Origin of the sequence: Saezia sanguinis, assembly GCF_003991585.1 — a bacterium.
In the GTDB taxonomy this organism is placed as follows: Bacteria; Pseudomonadota; Gammaproteobacteria; order Burkholderiales; family Burkholderiaceae_C; genus Saezia; species Saezia sanguinis.
In genome coordinates, this window is sequence record NZ_PQSP01000001.1 from 282520 (window position 1) to 302678 (window position 20159).

Below are 20159 nucleotides of genomic sequence, written 5' to 3' on the forward strand. Positions count from 1 at the left end.
CTTTTCTGCCTTATCGTAGGCATCTCAATGGCGATACTATCAAGGCTCGCTGCGGCGAGCTTGGATTAAGTGATAAGCCATGAACAAGCAGAAAGCTAGACTCAAAAACTGATTACTGCCTTTGGGTCATAATGATTATCCTTTGACCGATAGAGATTTGGTGATACGCAAAGAGCGCACCATTTACCGTGAATCCAGATCGCTTGAACTCATGGGCAGGCTATTTACCCCTTAAGCCGTTATGCAACACCACAAATCAGGATTGTCGCTTCTGTTGATCAGTGCAGGCGTCGCGATGTCTGCTCATGCGCAGCCGATGCCGCTACCCAATAACCCGGCACAAGAAATCCTGCTCCAGCAACAACGGGAACGCGAATTACGCGAGCAGATGGACAGCACCGCCAATGTCCGCACACCGGAATTGCCCCAGGCGCTACCCGCGCAAACGCGCATACCGGAGCAGGAATCACCGTGTTTTACCATAGAGCGCATTGAACTGACCGGTGAGCTTGCAGAAAAATTCCAATTTGCCCTCAGTGCCGCAGATGACGGTCCCGAAGGGAAAGACCCGGCCACAGGCCGATGCCTGGGCACAGAAGGCATTAACACCGTCATGGGCCGGGTACAGAATGCCATCATCGAAAAAGGCTACATCACCACCCGGATATTTGCAGCCCCACAAGACCTGAACGAAGGCACACTGACCTTGACCCTTGTTCCCGGACGCATTCGATCCATCCGCTGGGGAGAGGGCTCACAAACCCGTACCAGTTGGCGAGCCGCGTTACCCATGTGCGAAGGCGACCTGTTGAACCTGCGTGATCTGGAGCAGGCGCTGGAAGTATTCAAGCGTGTGCCCACGGCAGACGCCGATATACAGATTGAACCGGGTGCACAGGCCGGCGAAAGTGACCTGGTACTGTACTGGCAGCAGAAATTCCCGTTCCGTTTGAATTTGTCAGTGGACGATGGAGGTAGCCGCGATACCGGGCGCTACCAGGGCGCACTGACACTTTCTTACGATAACTGGCTGACCATGAACGATTTATTTTATGTCAGCCTGAATCACCATCTGGCAGACAGCCAGGGCGGCAATTCACGCGGTTATGCGCTGCATTACTCCATCCCCTTTGACGGCGACTGGCTGTTAAGCTTTAATGGCAGCTACTACAAATACGAACAGGACATTGCCGGCATCAACCAGAGCTACACCTACCGAGGCAGCAGCCAGAATGCCGACATCAGTTTGAGCCGCCGTATTTACCGCGACTCAAGCAAAAGACTGAATGCCTACATCAAAGGCTGGACACGCCGTTCACACAACTACATCGATGACGTCGAAATAGAAGTCCAACGCAGGCGCACGGCAGGCTGGGAAATTGGGGCAGACTACAGACAATTCATTGGTAATGCCATTTTCAATGCCACACTCTCCTACAAAAGAGGAACGGGAGCAGACAAATCCCTACCGACGCTGGAAGAACAGTATGGTGAAGGCACATCGCGCATGAAAATCGTGAACCTCAATGCCACATTGAATGTGCCCTGGCAGATCGGCAACCAGTATTTCAGATACTACGGCACCTTGCGAGTGCAACGGAACGACACCCCGCTGATTCCGCAAGACCAGTTTGCCATTGGCGGGCGCTACACGGTACGGGGCTTTGACGGCAGAAACAACCTGATGGGAGACAGAGGCTGGCTCATGCGCCATGATGTGGGCTGGATCATCGGAGAAACCGGGCAGGAACTTTATGTCGGATTGGACTATGGTTATGTCGGCGGGCAGGCCACCCGTTATCAGGTCGGGCAAAACCTGGCCGGTGCAGTCATTGGTCTCAGAGGTGGGTACGGGCACGTGAGTTATGACGCGTTTGTGGGCACACCGCTGCATAAGCCCGATGGGTTTGAAACATCCAAGTTCACTTCGGGGTTTAATCTCAACCTTTCTTTCTGAACTATCTTGAGTCAGGAGAGCATAATATTTCCTCCAAACGTGCTCCCCATTTTTCCCACGCCTCTTTCTTTTCATCCGCGAAGTCATAAAGCTGATAGACTTTTCTGATTTTGTTGCCGCTGTCCGTCACATGGTTCTGGCAACGGTCAATAACGTGGGCTTCTATTTTCAGCTTTTGCATGTTGGTTGCACCTGTACGGCGCATATCATGCGGAGTCCATTTGCCGTTAACACCATCGGAAAGTACCAGAGAATTATTGCTCTTACGCCCCTCACTTTTTCGTTCCGAGAACATGACCTGTCGGTCTTTAATTGATTTTGTGACCGATTTGACATAAAGGTGATTTGTCTGATTATCGTTCGGGAAACACCACTGTGATTTTCCCGTCAGCATATAGAGCGCTTTAAATTGCTTCAATGCAAACGGGGAGAGAAAAACCAGATGATCCTGTTTCTGTCCTCTGGTGGATTTCACATTCTGTTTGGGGATTAACCATTCTCCGGTATTGAAATTGACATGTTTCCATTCGGCCATCAAAAGTTCGCCGATACGACACAGTGTAGACAGGCAAATCCATACAGCCAATTCACCTTCTTTTGATATGGGGGAGGGTAAGACACACTTTTCTTTGAAGGGAGCGTTTAGGTATTCATTTTCAATAGCAGCAAATTTATCTCGTAACTCACGCAGTTCATCATCAGATAGATATCTGAGTCGTTCACCATATATGTTGCCATAATCCGGTGATATGATATACTTAATGTTTATGAGTTTTGAAGGATTGCCTTCAGCCAGTAATTTTCTCCAAGGTTGCCGGTCTTCCGCCCACTTAAAAAGCTGGACGATATCTTTATAAATCACAACAGCCATCCTATTGGCGTTGCGTTCTTTAATAATTTTTTTGAGAAGGTTTCGTAGATCTGTTTCAGTAACGTCTTTCACTCGTTTTTTGCCAATAGCTGGCAGGACATCTTTTTCAAATGTTCTTTTAAGTTCTGCATTGTCGTCTTTTCTGGAAACACCATTCTCGATCCACTCATCGAACATGTTTTTAAATATTTTGTTATTGATAGCCTCTTGGGTAGCGGCTTCCTGTTTTTGTGTTAAATCGGCCTCCCTGAAGTCGATGCCGCTTTTTGCAAGTTTCTGGATGCGCTCGTTTTCAAGACGAGCCTCAGCTAACGACATATCGCCGTCGCCGGTGATCCCATACGGGCGGGGTAAAGTTGCCTGTCTTTGTTCGCCATTAATTGTAAAACGCGAAGCCCAGCGCTTAAGGCCTGTAGGATATACCCACAGGATTAAACCAGCGTCCGCTTGAAGTTTGTACTGTTTGGCTTTCGGTTTGGCATTTTCGATAGTTTTCGCGGTAACGGTTGCCAAGTGTTCCTCCTTTTTTAAACCCTAAATAAACCCTAAAATGATGTTAATGTGAGTATACTATGGTACATGTGAGTATGTGAAAAAATAATGTAACCTATTGATATATTATGGGATATAATGCGTACAGATGAATACTGAAACATACTAAAAACATGCATGGCATGCAAGAGGTCAGCGGTTCGATCCCGCTTACCTCCACCAAGTTTGTTAAAAGGCCTGTTTTATTTTAAACAGGGCTTTTTCTAGGTCCCCATCGTCTAGAGGCCTAGGACACCGCCCTTTCACGGCGATAACCGGGGTTCGACTCCCCGTGGGGACGCCACCATATGATGGTGGCAAGGCTGCTGATGCAGCATGGCATACAGGGTAACTGGAGCGGTAGCTCAGTTGGTTAGAGTATCGGCCTGTCACGCCGAGGGTCGCGGGTTCGAGCCCCGTCCGCTCCGCCAGTTATAGCCCCAAGCAATTCTATTTATTGTTTGGGGCTTTGTTCTGTTTGGAAACTGCATTGATGCGTTTCGATGAAATAGACGGATCTCTCATCTGCGTCAAATTGGCAGGGCTATTGTCACAATAACAGCATTGGAAATTGGATGCCTGTGTTTTGTGGCGCAGTTTTTTCAAATACGGCGTGCAGTCTGGATATAAAAAGCCAGTAATCGGCTTGATTTTTCAGCAACAGCTTCAGATTGCGTTGAATCGTGGGTAAATTGGTTCTGGCATTGTAAGCTTCAGAAAATATCAGCCAGATGGATTCAGGCAAGTCAGGTGTTTGGCTGCGCAGTTTTTGATCCCATGGCTCTTGTGATGCAAGAAAGCCTTCTTTAATGCTCAGAAGGTCGTTGGTCCAGTCTTGGCTGTCATACTCGTAAGCAGCATCCAGCAGCAATGCATCCTGCGCCGGGTAGGCAAGGGTGTTGCGGTATGTACTGTCAAACCTCAGACGGGTCATTAATTCAATGACATGGTTGGCGTTGTATTGTTCCTCCTTAGGAGAGGCAATTTGCCTGCACAATGCCTGAACTGTTTTCCATATGTCGCTTGACAGGTCACGGAGTCTGCTTTGAAACAGTTGCCATGACTTTAATGCGGTAGCTTCATCGAAGCTGATGAGCCAGTATATGGTTTCTCCGTACATGGCATAGTCAACGCTTTGCCTTGCCGCATTTTGTATGCTATCGGTTTCTTTTTGCTCCCAGTCCATTGGGATAAACGCTTTCCAATACGTCAGAAAGAATTCACTGGACATAAACCGCAAGGGATAATATGTCTGGTCGTTTTTAGCCATCAAGGCAACAAAATCAGGGTTCATGGTGAAGGTTATTCAACTGCTGAGCTTACATGCTACATCATTTGTTTTAAGCAAATAAGATTTTGGCTTGCTTATCTGCCAGCAATGACCTGCCATCAAATTAAGTTCGGACCAGAAAACGGGGCTGAGGGTTGTACAAAGGGCAATCCAAGAGTGTGGCTGTGCAGGGATATAGCTCTGCTTTGTCATGTCTGATGGCATACCTGTGGTATTTCTGTCCAATGTCTGGCTGGTCTCTGAACAAAACACAGGTGATTTACGTCAGTTCAGCATCTGTTTTTGTGAACGCTGTCACAATAAGAGGCTGTGATTTCATCGCCTGTAAAAGGGGATGATTTTTTTAAGACCAGAATTCATCTTGTATGTCGCGGCTTGAGCTTATTCATATCAGCAAACAGTATCCGGCGGTTAAAGCCAATGATGATGTTTGCCTGAGAGTTGCGCCTGGTGAAATTCATGCCATTCTGGGCGAAAATGGTGCGGGCAAGTCAACGCTGATGAAAATTATCTATGGCGTGGTGCAGCCTGATTCCGGTGAAATGTTCTGGAATGAGCAGCCGGTAACGGTTACCTCACCGGCGCAGGCCCGGACACTGGGCATCAGCATGGTGTTTCAGCATTTTTCGCTGTTTGATACGCTGACCACGGCGGAAAATGTCTGGCTGGGGCTGGATAAGAAAATGCGCCTGCCGCAGGTGATTGAGCGTATCCATGCTGTATCTCAAAATTATGGTTTGCAGATTGACCCCTTGCGCCCTGTGCACACGCTTTCCGTGGGAGAGCGGCAGCGGGTGGAGATTGTGCGTGCGCTGCTGACAAACCCCAGGTTGTTGATTCTGGATGAACCTACATCGGTACTGACGCCGCAGGCAGTCCAAAGCCTGTTTGGTACGCTGAGACAGCTTTCCGAGGAAGGTTGTTCCATTCTGTATATCAGCCATAAACTGCATGAAATTCGTGAATTGTGTACGGCCTGTACCGTGATGCGTGCCGGCAAGGTGACCGGGCAGGTCGACCCACGTCAGGAGACCAATGCGTCATTGAGCAAAATGATGATTGGCGATGAGCCGCCGCGTCTGGAACGGCACCGGCATCAGGCCGGAGATATTCGCCTGAAGGTGCGTTCTTTGTCGGCATCGGCGCCAGACCAGTTTGGCACTGCTTTACGCGATATTCAACTGGATGTGCACAGCGGGGAGATTGTCGGCATTGCCGGTGTATCGGGCAACGGGCAACAGGAACTGCTCAGGCTGCTTTCGGGGGAGGATATCCGAACCTCTGCTGATCAGGGGGGCGCTATCTGTCTGGATGAGGTGAATATTTCCCGGTTTTCGGCCCGTAAGCGGCGTGCACTGGGGCTGCATTTTGTGCCGGAAGAGCGGTTGGGGCGTGGTGCTGTTCCCATGCATACACTGGCGCAGAATTTGTTGCTGACGCGTACAGAGGCTGTTGCCAGAAAAACGGGGCTGATTCACAAAAGCCAGCTCAGGCAGCAGGCGGCGCAGGTGATTGCTGACTTTAATGTCAAAGCAGGCGGTCCTGCGGCCTTGGCTAAAAGCCTTTCGGGTGGCAACCTGCAAAAGTACATCATGGGGCGTGAAATCAGTGCGCAACCCGGGGTGTTGATTGTGTCGCAACCAACCTGGGGCGTGGATGTGGGTGCCTCGGCACAGATCCGCGGTGCGCTGCTGGCGCTGCGTGATGCGGGTTGTGCCGTGCTGGTGGTGTCTGAGGAGCTGGATGAGCTGTTTGAAATTTGTGACCGTCTGTATGTAATGGCCGGTGGCCGGCTTTCTCCGAGTTTGCCGACTGAGCAAGCCAGCGTGGAGCAGGTCGGCGTCTGGATGAGCGGCCTGTGGCCCGGTCACGGGGAGGCGGTGCAGGAGAATGATCATGCTGCGCCTTGAAGCCCGCGACAAGCCTTCACGCTGGATGGTCTGGTGCTCTCCGGTGCTGGCCATTGCCATCACGTTTGCTATTGTGGCGCTGCTGTTCATGCTGATGGGCAAGGATGTCGGGCGCGGGCTGGAGGTGTTTCTGCTGGAGCCTTTTAAAGGCCAGCGTGCGCTGACAGAGTTGGCGCTGAAAGCCACGCCGCTGATTTTGTGCTCGCTGGGGCTGGCGTTGTGTTTCCGTGCCAATATTTTTAATATTGGTGCTGAGGGGCAGTTCCTCTGGGGGGCGATTGCCGGTGGCGGGTTGGCGTTGTGGTTCACCAGTAACCAGGTCAGCGTGCATCCCTGGCTGTTTTTGCCGCTGGGGATGGTGGCCGGCGCGTTGGGCGGCATGTTCTGGGCGGCGATTGTGGCGTTGCTTAAAGATAAATTCAATGCCAATGAGATTCTGGTCAGCCTGATGCTGGTGTATGTGGCCAATCTGTTTTTGAGCTATCTGGTGTTTGGCCCATGGAAGGACCCGCAGGGGTTTAATTTTCCGCAGACGATGATGTTTGCCAGAGAAACGGCTGTACCGCGCCTGATTCCTGGTATGCGTTTGCACTGGGGTTTTGTGGTGTCGTTGCTGATTGCGCTGCTGATGTGGGTTTTCATGTTCCGTACCTTCAAAGGCTATCAATTACAGGTGGGCGGACTGGCACCGGACGCTGCGCGTTATGCCGGTTTTTCGGCGCGTTTCAGCCTGTGGTGTTCTCTGCTGGTTTCGGGTGCGCTGGCAGGTATGGCGGGCTCTTTTGAAGTGCTTGGCCCGACTGGACAACTTACGGCGCACGTGGCGGTAGGCTATGGCTTTACGGCCATCATTGTGGCGTTTGTGGCGCGCTTGCATCCGATAGGCTGTGTGTTGGGAAGCTTCCTGTTGTCGGTCATGTTGATTGGCGGCCAACTGGCGCAAACGCGTATTGGCGTACCGGCTTCTTTTGCTCAGGTGTTACAGGGGGTGTTGTTGTTTTCGTTGCTGGCGTGCGATACGTTTATTCTTTACCGGTTGCGCTGGGGGAGGCACGCTGCAAAAGCCGCCCGGGTGGAGGCTGCCCATGGCTGAGCTGGTTTTATTGCTGGCCTCCATGCTGGCTGCAGGTACGCCACTGGCAATTGCCGGGCTGGGGCTGCTGATCAATGAAAAGGTCGGGGTGCTGAACCTGGGGGCCGAGGGCATTATGCTGGTTGGGGCTGTGGCCGGGTTTGCCGGCGCATTCTGGAGCGGCAATGCCTGGGCCGGACTGGCAGCCGGCGCGCTGGCGGGCGCTGTGCTAACGGCGTTTTTTGCCGTTCTGGTGATTTTCCTGATGACCAACCAATACGCAACGGGTTTGGCGGTGGCTTTGTTTGGTACCGGTTTTTCGGCTTTTGTGGGCACCGGGTTTGTCAAAGAGAAGCTGGATGTGGTGATGTCATCTGCCGTGCCCTGGCTGGCGGATGCGCCGGTGGTCGGGCCGCTTTTTAAGCTGCATCCGATGGTTTACCTGACGGTGTTGCTGACGTTGGCGATCGGCTGGCTGTTTTACCGTACCCGTACCGGACTGATTTTGCGTGCAGTGGGTGAGTCGCCGGAGTCGGCGCATGCACTGGGTTATCCAGTGCGTACCATCCGCACGCTGGCCGTTGTGGCCGGCGGTGCGCTGTGCGGGCTGGCCGGGGCTTATATTTCGATTATTTATGCTTCTTTATGGAATGAAGGCATGATTGCCGGCAAGGGCTGGATTGCATTGGCACTGACGTCTTTTGCCACCTGGCGGCCAACGCGTATTCTGATGGGCGCCTATCTGTTTGGCGGCGTGACCATGTTGCAGTTGTACCTGCAGACCAAAGGGGTGCAGATTCCCAGCCAATTCATGAGCATGTTGCCGTACCTGGCGACCATTGTGGTTCTGGTACTGATTTCCCGCCGGCCCGAATGGATTCGTGTCAACATGCCTGCGTCTTTAGGCAAACCGTTTTACCCTGGAGGGTAATTCTCATTTTTTAATCTGAATGGAGTCAATAGTCATGACCGATATGAAAAAACGTACGTTCATCAAGCTGGCCACATTTTCAGCCGTGGCCGGTGCTGCCGGTATGCTGGTGGGGTGTGGAGATTCTGACAAGCCGGCTGCATCCGGCTCTGGCGCCGCACCGGCTTCAAATCCGCAGCCGACTCCGGCTCCTGGTAATGAACCGCTGAAGGTCGGCTTTGTGTATATTGGCCCGGTGGGTGACGGTGGCTGGACGTATTCGCACGATCTGGGGCGCAAGCATATTGTGGATGTGTTTGGCGACAAGATCAGCACAACGTATGTTGAAAGCGTGCCGGAAGGCCCGGATGCAGAACGTGTGATCCGTGACCTGGTAGACCAGAAATGCAAGTTGATTTATGCAACGTCATTCGGTTATATGGAGCCGATGGTGCGGGTGGCGGCGGATCACCCTGAGGTTTATTTTGAACATTGCACCGGTTATAAAACGTCGGCCAATATGCGTGTATATGACCATCGCTTGTATGAGACAGCGTACCAGGCCGGTGTGGTGGCGGCTTACATGACCAAAACCAAGGTGCTGGGGTTTGTCGGCACCTTCCCGATTCCTGAAGTGCTGCGTAACATCAATGCATTCACACTGGGGGCACGCAGTGTGGATCCGGAAATTCAGGTCAAGGTGGTGTGGGTGAACAGCTGGTACGATCCGTCCAAGGAAGGTGAAGCAGCCAATGCGCTGTTCAATGGCGGTGCAGATATTCTGCTGCAAAATACCGATTCGTCCGCAGTTCTGCAGGCTGCTGCCAAGGCCGGGCGCTTTGGTTTTGGCTGGGATAGCGACATGACCAGTTACGCACCGGAAGCGCATCTGGGATCCTGTGCATTGAACTGGGGTGTGTATTATGAAAAATCAGTCAATGACGTGCTGAACAACACCTGGCAGAGCGGCAGTTTCCGCTGGGGTGCTAAAGAAGGCCTGGTGCAGTTTGTCAGTGTATCTGACAAGGTGGGTGAAGAAGCCAGGCAACGTCTGCAACAGGTGCAAGGCGGCTTGAAAGACGGTTCCTATAGCGTGTTCAAAGGTCCGATTGTTGACAACACCGGAACAGAGCGTTTGCCGGCCGGGCAGATTGCCGACGATGAGTGGAACAGCAAGGTCGACTTTTTGGTGCAGGGTGTGGAAGGTAAGGTACCTTCAGCCAGTTGATTTCTGATGATGCAGGGTACAGGTGGCGGACAAGTATCTGTACCCAACTGAATTGAAGCATGGACGAAGAGAGCAGGTTTCTCTGATGCCATGCTTTTTTCACAGGATGTTACAGATGCATGAAGCCCCTTTTGCCCATGCAAAAGGACTAAGGGGCAGCATCTTCCTTTTCAGTTGCATCATATGCCATTGAATGTGTCCTGCCTTTGGCCTGGCCATGGTTCGATTGTGAGCGGTCGGTTTCTTGTGAGGCGAAGGTGTCATGTCCTTTGCTGTCGGGTTGATGTTTGTGGTGACAGAAACAGGGCAGGCAAAGCACCAGTATTGCGAGGATGAAACTGTAAGTGATAATCGGCCAGGCAGTAGAGCCTGGCAGAAGTATGATGGCAAGCGTTCCCACCCCACCCAGCACCAGACCGCCCAAACAGAAATAGACCGCGGTAACGGTTCCGGCGATATGATCAAAACCCCGGAGTGCACCGTTGGGGGCAACTGAGACGGCAGTGGCTATACCGGCGCCGATCACCCACATGGGGGCGATGAAGCCAAATGTGGACTCAGGAGCGAGCACCTCTCCAAGCGCCAGCAGTAATGCCCCGGCGATCAGGCCGTACATTCCCGCTCGCAAGGTATTCAGATTTCCCCAGTGAGAAGTTATCTTCCCCGCAAATCGTGACGTTGCCATCATTGCTATGGCGACGGTTGCAAATAGCAAACTGAAATTCAGTTGAGACACACCTTGCCGCTTCATCATGAGCCATGGCGCGGTAGAGAAAAAAACAAAAAAACTGCCCATCCCTGCGCTGTAGCAGAGCGTGTATAAGCAGAAGTTCAGATTTTTCACAGGAAGCAGCAGTTGTGTCCATTGCAGCTCGGCGACCTGTTGTCGCCGGGTTTCTGGCCAAAGCCGCCAGGCGATGATCACAATGGTGAGCATTGCGGCTCCCAGCGTACCAAATATAGCGCGCCAGCCTAGCCAACTGTCAACCAGCGTTCCTAACAGCGGGCCTGCCGCGGGCACTATCGCCAGCATGGAGGCCAGCAAGCCATAGATGATGTTGCTTTCGTCACGACCTGAATAGATATCGCGCACAGTCGCGAAAGTGGCAACGAGGCATGCTGAGGCACCACAGGCCTGGATAACCCGCAAGCTCAGAAACACCGATGGAGACGAAGTTGTCGCCAGACCGAATGATGCGACTGCGTAGCAGACTGCACCACCCAATAACACCGGGCGGCGGCCTAACCGGTCTGACAAAGGGCCGAATAAAAGCTGACCGGCTCCCAGCAGGATCAGGTATAGCGTCAGGGTGAGCTGAATCGTACCGGTACTGGCACCAAGTGCATCGGTCATGAGCGGCACCACGGGCAGGTACATGTCCATGCCCAGCGATGCCAGCAAATCAAACGGGGATAACAATAACAGAGTGGCAGCAAGAGAATACTGCCAGGAATTTTCTTTTGAGCACATAAAACCATTTCCTTAAATCAAGGATCTGGCGGCGCTCTCATAGGGCAGGTGAGTTTTGAAAACGCCGCAACAACCGAAAAACGTGGTTGATGCGGCTTATTTGTCTGCTTTTTTGGCTGTGCTCATGTTCAGGTTATTTTGCGAATGAATTTGTATCGTAACCGCTTTTGATGTGAAGCGGTATGCAAATTTTAGCCTTTGACATAATTATATTTTTATATATAATATAAATGAATATAATGTATTTTGATGGAGTGTTGATGTCAAAAGCTGAAACAAATTTATCCGCTTTATCCGACAGTACTACCCGCACTGACGTGTCTAAAGAAATGCGTGCCCACGCACAAGAGGCGTGTGCCTTGCTGAAAACGCTGGCCAATGAAGACCGGCTGATGCTGCTTTGCCAGTTGGTTGCCGGCACTTACCATGTGGGCGAGCTGGAAGCGCTGTTGGGAATCCGGCAGCCTACGTTATCGCAACAGTTGGGCATATTGCGTAAAGAAGGGCTGGTGCAGACGGAGCGTAAAGGGAAGTTCATGTATTACAGCATTGCCGAAGGTCATGCATTGCGTGTGATGCAGACCTTGTGGGAAATTTTCTGTGCCAAGACAGAATGATGCAGACAGAAAAATATTCGATGAACCTGTGTTGTTATGTGGTTTGAAAAAAGGTGTTGAGGCACCTATCAACCTATCAGTTTAAATAAAAGGATGATTTATGAGTAAGAATGTGTGCGGAATTGATCGCATCTGGCGTATTGTTTTAGGGGTGCTGCTGGTTGTGTTGACGCTGACTGGCGTTATCGGCTGGTGGGGCTGGATTGGGGTTGTGCCGATTGTGACGGGCAGCATTGGCTGGTGTCCTTTTTATATGCCTTTCCGGTTCAGTACCTGTAAAGGCCGAAGAGGCTGAGGCGTTTTGAATATTGAAAGCAGTGGTTCAATAAGCAAGGAATTAACATGGATAATTATTTTCAGAATCTGACACGGGATATCAATAAAAATCTGGAAGCTTTTCGCAAGGGCCAGCCTGATGTCATGAAAGGGTTTGGCGCGCTGGCACAGGCCGCGACAGCCGATGGCGCACTGGATGCGAAAACCAAGGAGCTGATTGCCCTGGCCTTAGGGGTGGGTGCGCGCTGCGATGGTTGTCTGGGCTTTCACAGCAAGGCACTGGTGAAGCTGGGCGCCACGATGGAAGAGGTTCAGGAAACGCTGGCAATGGCAGTGTACATGGGCGGAGGGCCGTCCCTGATGTATGCGAGCAATGCGCTGGCGGCGTTCAAGGAGTTTTCTGCCTTGCAGCAGGCTAAATAACGGTTGATTTTTGACTGTGGCTTCACCAGCATGGCGTTGCGTTTCAGCATGCCGTTGTGCCTGAAACTTGCGGATAGCAGAGCTTTCAAGAAGCCGGCGGGCCCACACTGCAGCTTGATAATGCGGAAGTGGGCCTTTTGCGTTTTCAGGTGATATACAATGATTTGGTTGGCTGACTTTAAAGTGGATATTTCATGAGCACTGATCTTGCACCTGCGTCGCAGGCGGTTAAAAACTTCGGTTTAATCCTCATTGGCGATGAGCTGCTTTCAGGGCGGCGCGCTGACAAGCATTTTCCGAAAGTGATTGAGTTATTGGCCGAAAGGGGGCTTCAGCTAAGCTGGATGCATTGTGTCGGGGATGAGCCACAGCGTATCATCGAAGAGCTTCAATGGGCTTTTGAGAGTGGCGATATTGTGTTCAGTTGCGGCGGTATCGGGGCGACGCCGGATGACCATACCCGCCAATGCGCAGCACAGGCGCTGGGTGTGCCGCTGCACCTGCATCCGGATGCCAAGCCTTTGATTCTGGAGCGTGCGCGTGAAATGGCACAGGAGCGGGGTTATGCATTCGATGAAAGTGCGCCTGATACATTGCAGCGGCTGAACATGGGGGTGTTTCCTGAAGGGGCAAGCATTATTCCCAACCCTTATAACAAGATTCCCGGTTTCAACGTACACGATGTGCATTTCATGCCGGGGTTCCCTGTCATGGCCTGGCCGATGATTGAATGGGTGCTGGACCATTATTATGCAGGCCAACTGCAGCCCATAGCGCATGCGGAACGTTCCATCATTGTCTACGGTATGGGCGAGGCTACGCTGACGCCACTGATGGTGCATCTGGAAAAAGTATTTCCCGGTATCAAGATATTCAGCCTGCCCAGTGTCAACCATCCGGTGCATGGTGCGCACATTGAGCTGGGCGTCAAAGGTGCACCGGAACTGGTGAACCAGGCTTTTATGACGATGTTGTCTGAATTGAAAGCCTTACCTGTGCGTTTAGGCCCTGAATTGGTTCAAAAGCACAATACAGGTGCGTAAAATCAATATTGCACCAATATGGTGCGAAAATGTGCTGCAAGCAAATGTCTTTCGTTATGCTTTGGCCTGAATGCCCTGTGTGACATTACCGACAAAAGGGATAATGCCATGGTGGCATGGTTTCTGCTTTGCTTAAAGGTATTGATAGCGTGATGGACACGCAATATTTTATTTTTCCAGTCAAGGAGAGGTTGAAATGGCCAAGACAGTCGCAGACGTGATGAAGCTCATCAAAGAAAATGAGGTTAAATTTGTAGACTTTCGCTTTGCGGATACACGGGGCAAGGAGCAGCACGTCAGCGTGCCGATTTCGCACTTTGACGAGGATAAGTTCGTATCGGGCCATGCTTTTGACGGTTCGTCCATTGCGGGCTGGAAAGGCATTGAAGCATCAGACATGCTGCTGATGCCCGACCCCAATACGGCCAATATTGATCCTTTTTACGAAGAAACCACGTTGTTCATGTCGTGTGATGTGCACGAGCCGGGTGATGGCAAGGCTTATGACCGTGACCCGCGTTCATTGGCACGGCGTGCAGAGGCTTATCTGAAAGCATCCGGTTTTGGCGATACGGCATTTTTCGGACCGGAACCTGAATACTTCATTTTTGACAATGTGCGCTGGGGTGCGGACATGTCTGGTGCCTTCTTCAAGATTGAAGAGTATGAAGCGCCCTGGAATACCGGTGCACAGTTTGACGGTGGCAACAAAGGGCATCGCCCAACAGTGAAGGGCGGGTATTTCCCGGTTGCGCCAGTGGATACCACGCAGGATTTGCGTGCTGAAATCTCGCTGATTCTGGAGTCTTTGGGTATTCCGGTTGAGGTGTTCCACCATGAAGTGGCTGGTGCTGGGCAGAATGAACACGGCACCAAGTTCTCCACCCTGGTTGAACGTGCTGACTGGACCATTTTGCAGAAGTATGTGACTTTCAATGTGGCTGCTGCCTATGGCAAAACAGCGACGTTCATGCCTAAGCCTCTGGTTGGCGATAACGGCTCGGGCATGCATGTGCACCAGTCGATCTGGAAAGACGGCAAGAATCTGTTTGCCGGCAATGGCTATGCAGGCTTGTCTGATACCGCGTTGTACTACATTGGCGGTGTGATCAAGCATGCACGTGCACTGAACGCCATTACCAACCCGACCACCAATTCGTACAAGCGTCTGGTGCCTGGGTTTGAGGCCCCGGTTAAACTGGCTTACAGCGCACGTAACCGTTCAGCGGCGATCCGTATTCCTTATGTGGCCAGCGAAAAAGGCCGTCGTGTAGAGGTCCGCTTCCCGGATCCGATGGCTAACCCCTATCTGGCATTCTCTGCGTTGCTGATGGCCGGTCTGGATGGCATCGAGAACAAGATCCATCCTGGAGAGGCTGCGACCAAAGATTTGTACCACTTGCCGCCGGAAGAGGATGCAAAGATCCCGACAGTGTGCCACAGCCTGGACGAAGCCTTAGGCTATCTGGACAAGGACCGTGCGTTCCTGACCAAGGGTGGTGTGTTTACAGATACCATGCTGGATGCTTTCATTGAGCTCAAGATGGGTGAAGTTACACGCATGCGCATGGCAACGCATCCGGTCGAGTTTGACATGTATTACTCGCTGTGATCATGAACAAGCGTTCATGCTGCTGATGAAATGCAGCACCAAAGCAGCCCTTCAGGGGCTGCTTTTTTTATATATGGCACAAGGCGGGCACGGGATAAAACACCACGAAACGGCATATCGTATTAGAATGAAACATTGATATTGTCTCTGAAATGGGGTGATCAGTTATGCGTAAGATTTTCTGTTACCTGGTGTTATCCAGTGCCTTGATGATGGCTTCACATAGCTGGGCCCAGCAAACTTGGCGCTGCCCGGGCAATGTCTATACCAACGATTCAACGGAAGCCCAAAAAATCGGGGACTGCAAGCCGCTGAACAGCGATACGGTGACGGTGATTCCCGGACCGGAGCCTTCCCAGACCCAGAATGGGGGTTCCAATGCTGATGCGGATGCGGAACGCCAGCAGAATGCAGGTCAAGAAGATGCACTGAAGAGCCAGATGCGCGCAGCGCTGGAAGCGCAACTGGAGCAGAAAAGGCAGGAGCTGGATAAGCTGCAGGCGGAGTATAACAATGGTGAGCCTCAGCGTATGGGGCCAGAATTCCGCAATTATCAGCTTTATCTGAACCGGGTCGAGCGTTTAAAGAATGAGATCACCCAAAAACAGCAGGAAATGCAGCAGATTCAGGAGCAGTTGTCCACGCTCTGATTGAGGCGGCGCTTTTACAAAAAGCGCCATTGGGCACAGCAACGAGAATGCGGGAATTGTGCATATTTTGGCACCGATTTATCCCTGTGGTTTTGATGAATCAGCTTACAATGAAAGCCTATTGTTGACATAACATCTTTTCCGACATGAAAAAAGTTTTTATTTTGGGCGTTATTTGCCTTGCTATTCAAGCCGGTTCTGTCAGTTGGGCGCAAAGCAGGGCTTGGCGCTGCCCCGGAAACTATTACACCAACAGTTCCGAGGAGGCGCGCAAGATTGGCGGCTGCACCCAGTTGGACGATAGCAAGATTACCATCATCAATCGGGGTGGTAGTGGTAGCAGCAGCGGCGCCAGCAGGCCGTCCACCGGGGGCGGCTCTACCGGAACTTCTTCTGGTGGTGCATTGCGGGTGGATTCATCAAATGGCACGTCAACAACTCCGGCACCCAGGCTGGTGACGCCGGGTGAGCAGCAAAGCCGTGACGGTGATGCTCGCCGGCTGCTGGAACTGGAGTTGAGTAACAAACAAAATGAGCTGGCGATGCTGCAGCGTGAATATAACGATGGCAAGCCAGAACGTTTGCTCAGCGAGGCGCAGGATGATACGCAATACCAGAACAGGGTGGAGCGTTTGAGCAGAGAGATTGAGAGCAAGGTGGCAGATATCAATGCCATTCAAAATGAGCTGAATCGCCTGAGATAATTTAAATCAATTGACGCGGCTGCAAAATGCAGATGGTTTGGCAGCCGCGATTTTCGCAGCACTATGCCACCACCTTACGACTGTTTCGATTTGCTGGCAACGATGGTGATGGTCATTCAACCGGATGGCAACGTGCTGCATGTCAATGCCGCATTTGAAGATGCCTATGGGCTTTCTGCCCGTGTCATGCCGCAGCTTAACGTGACTGATTTGCTGCACGATACGACTTTGCAGCAGGTGTTGCAGGCAGTGGCACAAAACAAGGTCAGCAGCAGCCAGTTTGAGGATGAGTTGAAACGGCCTTTGGGGCAGTCAAACCTTCCGGTTCAGGTGATCATCGGACATTCGGGGCATGAAAACGAGCTGGTTGTGGAGATGCTGGCTATTGAGCAGCAGACTCGTTTGGAGCGTGAGGCCAGGCTACTGGAGCAGTCACAGGTCAACAAGGAGCTGATCCGCAATCTGGCGCATGAAATTAAAAACCCGCTTGGTGGCATTCGTGGTGCAGCCCAGTTGCTGCAAATGGAGATGAATTCGCGTGAACTGATCGAGTATACGCGGGTGATTATTCACGAGGCCGACCGTTTGCAGGCACTGGTTGACCGCTTGCTGGAGCCGCATCGTAAAGCCCAGGTGCTGGAGGCGGTGAATGTTCATGAGGTTTGCGAGCGGGTTTGTGCGCTGATTCTGGCTGAGTTTCCGAACGGGCTGAAAATTGTGCGCGATTATGACATTTCGATTCCTGAATTGCAGGCTGATAAGTCGCAGTTGATTCAGGCGGTGCTGAATATTGCTCACAACGCGGCACAGGCATTGTCTGAGAAAATAGAGGCAGGCGATGCGGTCATGGAATTCCGTACCCGTGTGGCGCGCCAGGTGACTTATGACAAGCGTCGCCACAAGCTGGCATTAGAATTGCATATCATTGATAACGGTCCAGGCATTCCAGATGATATTCGCGATCGGATCTTCTATCCACTTGTTTCCGGTAGGGATGGCGGATCTGGTTTAGGATTGACACTGGCGCAGACATTTATTCAGCAGCACCAAGGCTTTATTGAATGTCATAGCGTTCCTGGACAGACTGACTTTACGATTTATATTCCGTTATCAACCTGAAATAGAGTTTGTGCTTTGAAGCTGCAGAGTTGCCGTAGATTGTGACCGGCATCCTGTTATCATCAGCAACAGGGGCAGGCTTTCAGGGCATGTGAGATACGCCATGAAACCAATCTGGATAGTTGACGACGACCAATCAATCCGCTTTGTGCTGGAGAAGGCGCTGGCGCGGGAGAATTTTCCTACCCGCAGCTTTGTCAATATCCGGGATGCGTTGCAGGCGCTGGAAGCCGCAGCAGCGTCTGAGATTCCCCAGGTGCTGGTGAGCGATATCCGGATGCCGGGCGGATCGGGGATTGATCTGCTATCGACGATTAAAAAACGCTATCCTGAAATTCCGGTCATTATCATGACGGCATATTCTGACCTGGACAGCGCGGTTGCCGCTTTTCAGGGCGGCGCGTTTGAGTATCTTTCCAAGCCGTTTGACCTGATGACCGTGGTTGAGCTGATCCGCCGGGCCATGAATGAAAATCAGGAAACCGCGGCCAAGGACGGTGAGAGCAACGCCGAGCCGGGAACGGAAATCATCGGGCAGGCGCCAGCCATGCAGGATGTGTTTCGTGCCATTGGCCGCTTGAGTCAAAGCCATGTCACGGTGCTGATTACCGGGGAGTCGGGGGCTGGCAAGGAACTGGTGGCACAGGCGCTGCATAAGCACAGCCCAAGAGCGAACGGGCCTTTTATCGCCATTAACACCGCGGCCATCCCAAAGGATTTGCTCGAAAGTGAGTTGTTCGGACATGAGCGGGGCGCGTTTACCGGCGCGCAAAATCTGCATCGGGGGCGCTTTGAGCAGGCGGAGGGCGGTACTTTGTTTCTGGACGAAATCGGGGATATGCCATTTGATTTGCAGACCCGTTTATTGCGTGTGCTGTCTGATGGTAATTTTTACCGTGTGGGTGGTCATATTGCCATCAAGGCCAATGTGCGTGTCATTGCGGCAACGCACCAGAATCTGGAGGACCGGGTTAAACAGGGATTGTTCCGGGAGGATTTGTTTCATCGTCTGAACGTGATCCGTCTGCGTCTGCCCAGCCTGAGTGAACGGCGTGAAGATATTCCGCTGCTGGCCAAACATTTTCTAAAGAACAGTGTGAAGCAACTGGGCGGAGAGGTTAAAAAAATATCGGATGATGCGCTGCAGGTGTTATCCCGTTTTTCCTATCCGGGTAACGTCCGTCAGTTGGAGAATATCTGTCATTGGCTGACCGTCATGGCGCCTGCGCAGGTGATTCAGGTGGGGGATCTGCCTGCTGAGGTGTTGCAGGAGGTTTTGGGCGAGGCAGCGCCTGTGTCTTCTTCTTCCATTGTCAATGGCAAAGCGGGGTTTTCGCATATTTCGCATGTGGATGAAAATCATGCGTCTGAACCGGTTACCGGCTTGGCCCCACCTGGCAGGGAAAAGCCGGGGCATGATCATCACATGTTACGGCCTGATTTGCACCAAAATGGTGCAATGTGGGAATCCTTGTTGGAGGCAGAGATTTTGAAAATGCTGGCAGCCGGAACGCCCAATGTGTGGGATGAATTAACCAAGCGTGTTGAGACCTGTCTGATTAATTCTGCGCTCCACGTGACGCGTGGCCGGCGGATTGAAGCTGCACAAAAACTGGGGATTGGCCGCAATACCATCACACGCAAAATCCAGGATTTACATCTGGATGACTGAATGTGCTGCCAGCGCCCAAGCGGTCAGTGCCGTTTGAATTATGGGGATGATCAGCGGTTGAGGTTTTTCAGTGCTTCAACTTCCCAACCGCGCATAGCCATGACAATGGTGTAACCCTTGCGGTCCCGCTCCGGCAGTTTATGATCGGCCTGATGCTGCTGGGCAAAGTCTCGTGCCACTTTCCGCAACCTTTCCAGCAGGGTCGGGGCCGCTGTCGGGCTGATGCTGCCAAATACGAGTGTGATCAGTTCGTCTTCCCGGGCGAAGTTGCCTGAAAAATAGTCCAGCAGGGCATGGTCGCGGAAGAAGTTCATCACCGGGCCGTTAGGCTGCCAGCGAAATGTTTTGCCCAATTTGAGCCGGTAGCGGTTTTGCGGCCTGAGTTCAATGATGCCAAGGCGGTCCAGTTGGGCGAAGTATTTGACGCATTCGGGTTCGGAAATCCGGTAGCGTGACACGATCTGCTCAAATGTCCATTGGCTTAAAACGCAAATGGCTGCTACCAGCAGTTTTTTGTCTGAGACCACTGCTTTTTCCTGCTCCGGCGTCAACTGGGAGAGTTCCGGCTGGGCTTCGGCAATGCGCCGGGCCAGATCGGCGAAATCAACCTGCAAAACCTTGCAGATGTCATCAATGCGCGATAGGGTCATGTCACCTTTGCTGAACATGCGTTTGACGCTGGACTCTGCCATTCCGAGCATCTGGGCCAGTTGCGCATAGGTGACCTGAGCGGATTTGAGTTCCTGTTTCAGTGCCGTGATCAGTTCGTGTGTGGTACTCATGGGTATTATCTACTGATACT

Annotated in this window: 17 protein-coding genes, 2 tRNA genes and 1 pseudogene; 16 read left to right on the top strand and 4 right to left on the bottom strand. The window is 52.0% G+C overall.

The window, feature by feature from the left end; genetic code table 11:
* The first annotated feature begins 295 nt into the window (after positions 1–295).
* A complete protein-coding gene (locus tag CUZ56_RS01305) occupies positions 296–1957 on the top strand; it encodes a ShlB/FhaC/HecB family hemolysin secretion/activation protein (protein ID WP_204250794.1) in 1662 nt (553 codons plus the stop codon).
* Between the two features lies 1 nt (position 1958).
* Here CUZ56_RS01305 and CUZ56_RS01310 read toward each other — a convergent pair whose 3' ends face one another.
* Positions 1959–3341, bottom strand: a complete 1383-nt coding sequence (locus tag CUZ56_RS01310) for a tyrosine-type recombinase/integrase (protein WP_126977474.1) — start codon at positions 3339–3341, stop codon at positions 1959–1961.
* Positions 3342–3587: 246 nt separating this feature from the next.
* On the opposite strand from CUZ56_RS01310, the gene CUZ56_RS01315 reads away from it, so the two are divergent.
* Positions 3588–3663: transfer RNA gene (locus CUZ56_RS01315), tRNA-Glu, on the top strand.
* A gap of 50 nt (positions 3664–3713) precedes the next feature.
* Positions 3714–3790, top strand: a tRNA-Asp gene (locus tag CUZ56_RS01320).
* A gap of 119 nt (positions 3791–3909) precedes the next feature.
* Here the strand turns inward: CUZ56_RS01320 and CUZ56_RS01325 are convergent.
* Positions 3910–4653, bottom strand: a complete 744-nt coding sequence (locus tag CUZ56_RS01325; protein WP_126977476.1) for a hypothetical protein — start codon at positions 4651–4653, stop codon at positions 3910–3912.
* Between the two features lie 362 nt (positions 4654–5015).
* On the opposite strand from CUZ56_RS01325, the gene CUZ56_RS01330 reads away from it, so the two are divergent.
* Genes CUZ56_RS01330 through CUZ56_RS01345 form a run of 4 tightly spaced genes read left to right on the top strand, consistent with a single transcriptional unit; the run spans position 5016 to position 9770 of the window.
* Positions 5016–6560, top strand: coding sequence for an ABC transporter ATP-binding protein (locus CUZ56_RS01330; protein WP_126977478.1), 1545 nt, complete (start codon positions 5016–5018; stop codon positions 6558–6560).
* Complete coding sequence (locus CUZ56_RS01335) at positions 6547–7653, top strand: ABC transporter permease (RefSeq protein WP_126977480.1); 1107 nt, start codon at positions 6547–6549, stop codon at positions 7651–7653. The genes CUZ56_RS01330 and CUZ56_RS01335 overlap by 14 nt, the downstream gene beginning before the upstream one ends.
* Positions 7646–8563 carry an ABC transporter permease gene (locus CUZ56_RS01340; RefSeq protein WP_126977482.1) on the top strand — a complete coding sequence of 306 codons (918 nt, stop codon included), beginning with the start codon at positions 7646–7648 and terminating at the stop codon, positions 8561–8563. Before CUZ56_RS01335 ends, CUZ56_RS01340 begins: the two co-directional genes overlap by 8 nt.
* A gap of 34 nt (positions 8564–8597) precedes the next feature.
* Positions 8598–9770 carry a BMP family ABC transporter substrate-binding protein gene (locus CUZ56_RS01345; RefSeq protein ID WP_126977484.1) on the top strand — a complete coding sequence of 391 codons (1173 nt, stop codon included), beginning with the start codon at positions 8598–8600 and terminating at the stop codon, positions 9768–9770.
* 214 nt (positions 9771–9984) lie between these two features.
* On the opposite strand, the pseudogene cml reads toward CUZ56_RS01345, so the two are convergent.
* Positions 9985–11241: pseudogene (gene cml / locus CUZ56_RS01350) on the bottom strand (CmlA/FloR family chloramphenicol efflux MFS transporter); the annotation flags it as partial.
* A 329-nt stretch (positions 11242–11570) separates the two neighbouring features.
* On the opposite strand from cml, the gene CUZ56_RS01355 reads away from it, so the two are divergent.
* The 9 genes from CUZ56_RS01355 (at position 11571) to ntrC (ending at position 19357) form a co-directional block, all read left to right on the top strand.
* Positions 11571–11858: an ArsR/SmtB family transcription factor gene (locus CUZ56_RS01355; protein WP_239442013.1), complete on the top strand. Its 288-nt coding sequence runs from the start codon at positions 11571–11573 to the stop codon at positions 11856–11858.
* Between the two features lie 100 nt (positions 11859–11958).
* Positions 11959–12153 (top strand): YgaP family membrane protein, encoded by a 195-nt coding sequence (locus CUZ56_RS01360; protein ID WP_126977490.1) that lies wholly within the window; start codon positions 11959–11961, stop codon positions 12151–12153.
* 47 nt (positions 12154–12200) lie between these two features.
* Positions 12201–12557 (top strand): carboxymuconolactone decarboxylase family protein, encoded by a 357-nt coding sequence (locus tag CUZ56_RS01365; protein ID WP_126977492.1) that lies wholly within the window; start codon positions 12201–12203, stop codon positions 12555–12557.
* 194 nt (positions 12558–12751) lie between these two features.
* The gene (locus tag CUZ56_RS01370; RefSeq protein WP_126977494.1) at positions 12752–13600 is read left to right on the top strand and encodes a competence/damage-inducible protein A; all 849 of its coding nucleotides are present in this window, start codon (positions 12752–12754) and stop codon (positions 13598–13600) included.
* A 196-nt stretch (positions 13601–13796) separates the two neighbouring features.
* Complete coding sequence (gene glnA, locus CUZ56_RS01375; protein WP_126977496.1) at positions 13797–15212, top strand: type I glutamate--ammonia ligase; 1416 nt, start codon at positions 13797–13799, stop codon at positions 15210–15212.
* 167 nt (positions 15213–15379) lie between these two features.
* The gene (locus CUZ56_RS01380; RefSeq protein ID WP_126977498.1) at positions 15380–15862 is read left to right on the top strand and encodes a hypothetical protein; all 483 of its coding nucleotides are present in this window, start codon (positions 15380–15382) and stop codon (positions 15860–15862) included.
* Positions 15863–16008: 146 nt separating this feature from the next.
* Positions 16009–16566, top strand: a complete 558-nt coding sequence (locus CUZ56_RS01385) for a hypothetical protein (RefSeq protein ID WP_126977500.1) — start codon at positions 16009–16011, stop codon at positions 16564–16566.
* Between the two features lie 63 nt (positions 16567–16629).
* Positions 16630–17685 (top strand): nitrogen regulation protein NR(II), encoded by a 1056-nt coding sequence (gene glnL, locus CUZ56_RS01390; protein WP_126977502.1) that lies wholly within the window; start codon positions 16630–16632, stop codon positions 17683–17685.
* 103 nt (positions 17686–17788) lie between these two features.
* A complete protein-coding gene (ntrC, locus tag CUZ56_RS01395) occupies positions 17789–19357 on the top strand; it encodes a nitrogen regulation protein NR(I) (protein ID WP_126977504.1) in 1569 nt (522 codons plus the stop codon).
* A gap of 50 nt (positions 19358–19407) precedes the next feature.
* On the opposite strand, the gene CUZ56_RS01400 is transcribed toward ntrC, so the two are convergent.
* A complete protein-coding gene (locus CUZ56_RS01400) occupies positions 19408–20139 on the bottom strand; it encodes a helix-turn-helix domain-containing protein (protein ID WP_126977506.1) in 732 nt (243 codons plus the stop codon).
* Between the last annotated feature and the right edge of the window lie 20 nt (positions 20140–20159).

Coding starts and splice junctions, on each gene's coding strand:
- CUZ56_RS01305 (WP_204250794.1), top strand. CDS start 296: ATGTCTGCTCATGCGCAGCCGATGCCGCTACCCAATAACCCGGCACAA.
- CUZ56_RS01325 (WP_126977476.1), bottom strand. CDS start 4,653: ATGAACCCTGATTTTGTTGCCTTGATGGCTAAAAACGACCAGACATAT.
- CUZ56_RS01330 (WP_126977478.1), top strand. CDS start 5,016: ATGTCGCGGCTTGAGCTTATTCATATCAGCAAACAGTATCCGGCGGTT.
- CUZ56_RS01335 (WP_126977480.1), top strand. CDS start 6,547: ATGCTGCGCCTTGAAGCCCGCGACAAGCCTTCACGCTGGATGGTCTGG.
- CUZ56_RS01340 (WP_126977482.1), top strand. CDS start 7,646: ATGGCTGAGCTGGTTTTATTGCTGGCCTCCATGCTGGCTGCAGGTACG.
- CUZ56_RS01345 (WP_126977484.1), top strand. CDS start 8,598: ATGACCGATATGAAAAAACGTACGTTCATCAAGCTGGCCACATTTTCA.
- CUZ56_RS01355 (WP_239442013.1), top strand. CDS start 11,571: ATGCGTGCCCACGCACAAGAGGCGTGTGCCTTGCTGAAAACGCTGGCC.
- CUZ56_RS01360 (WP_126977490.1), top strand. CDS start 11,959: ATGAGTAAGAATGTGTGCGGAATTGATCGCATCTGGCGTATTGTTTTA.
- CUZ56_RS01365 (WP_126977492.1), top strand. CDS start 12,201: ATGGATAATTATTTTCAGAATCTGACACGGGATATCAATAAAAATCTG.
- CUZ56_RS01370 (WP_126977494.1), top strand. CDS start 12,752: ATGAGCACTGATCTTGCACCTGCGTCGCAGGCGGTTAAAAACTTCGGT.
- glnA (WP_126977496.1), top strand. CDS start 13,797: ATGGCCAAGACAGTCGCAGACGTGATGAAGCTCATCAAAGAAAATGAG.
- CUZ56_RS01380 (WP_126977498.1), top strand. CDS start 15,380: ATGCGTAAGATTTTCTGTTACCTGGTGTTATCCAGTGCCTTGATGATG.
- CUZ56_RS01385 (WP_126977500.1), top strand. CDS start 16,009: ATGAAAAAAGTTTTTATTTTGGGCGTTATTTGCCTTGCTATTCAAGCC.
- glnL (WP_126977502.1), top strand. CDS start 16,630: ATGCCACCACCTTACGACTGTTTCGATTTGCTGGCAACGATGGTGATG.
- ntrC (WP_126977504.1), top strand. CDS start 17,789: ATGAAACCAATCTGGATAGTTGACGACGACCAATCAATCCGCTTTGTG.
- CUZ56_RS01400 (WP_126977506.1), bottom strand. CDS start 20,139: ATGAGTACCACACACGAACTGATCACGGCACTGAAACAGGAACTCAAA.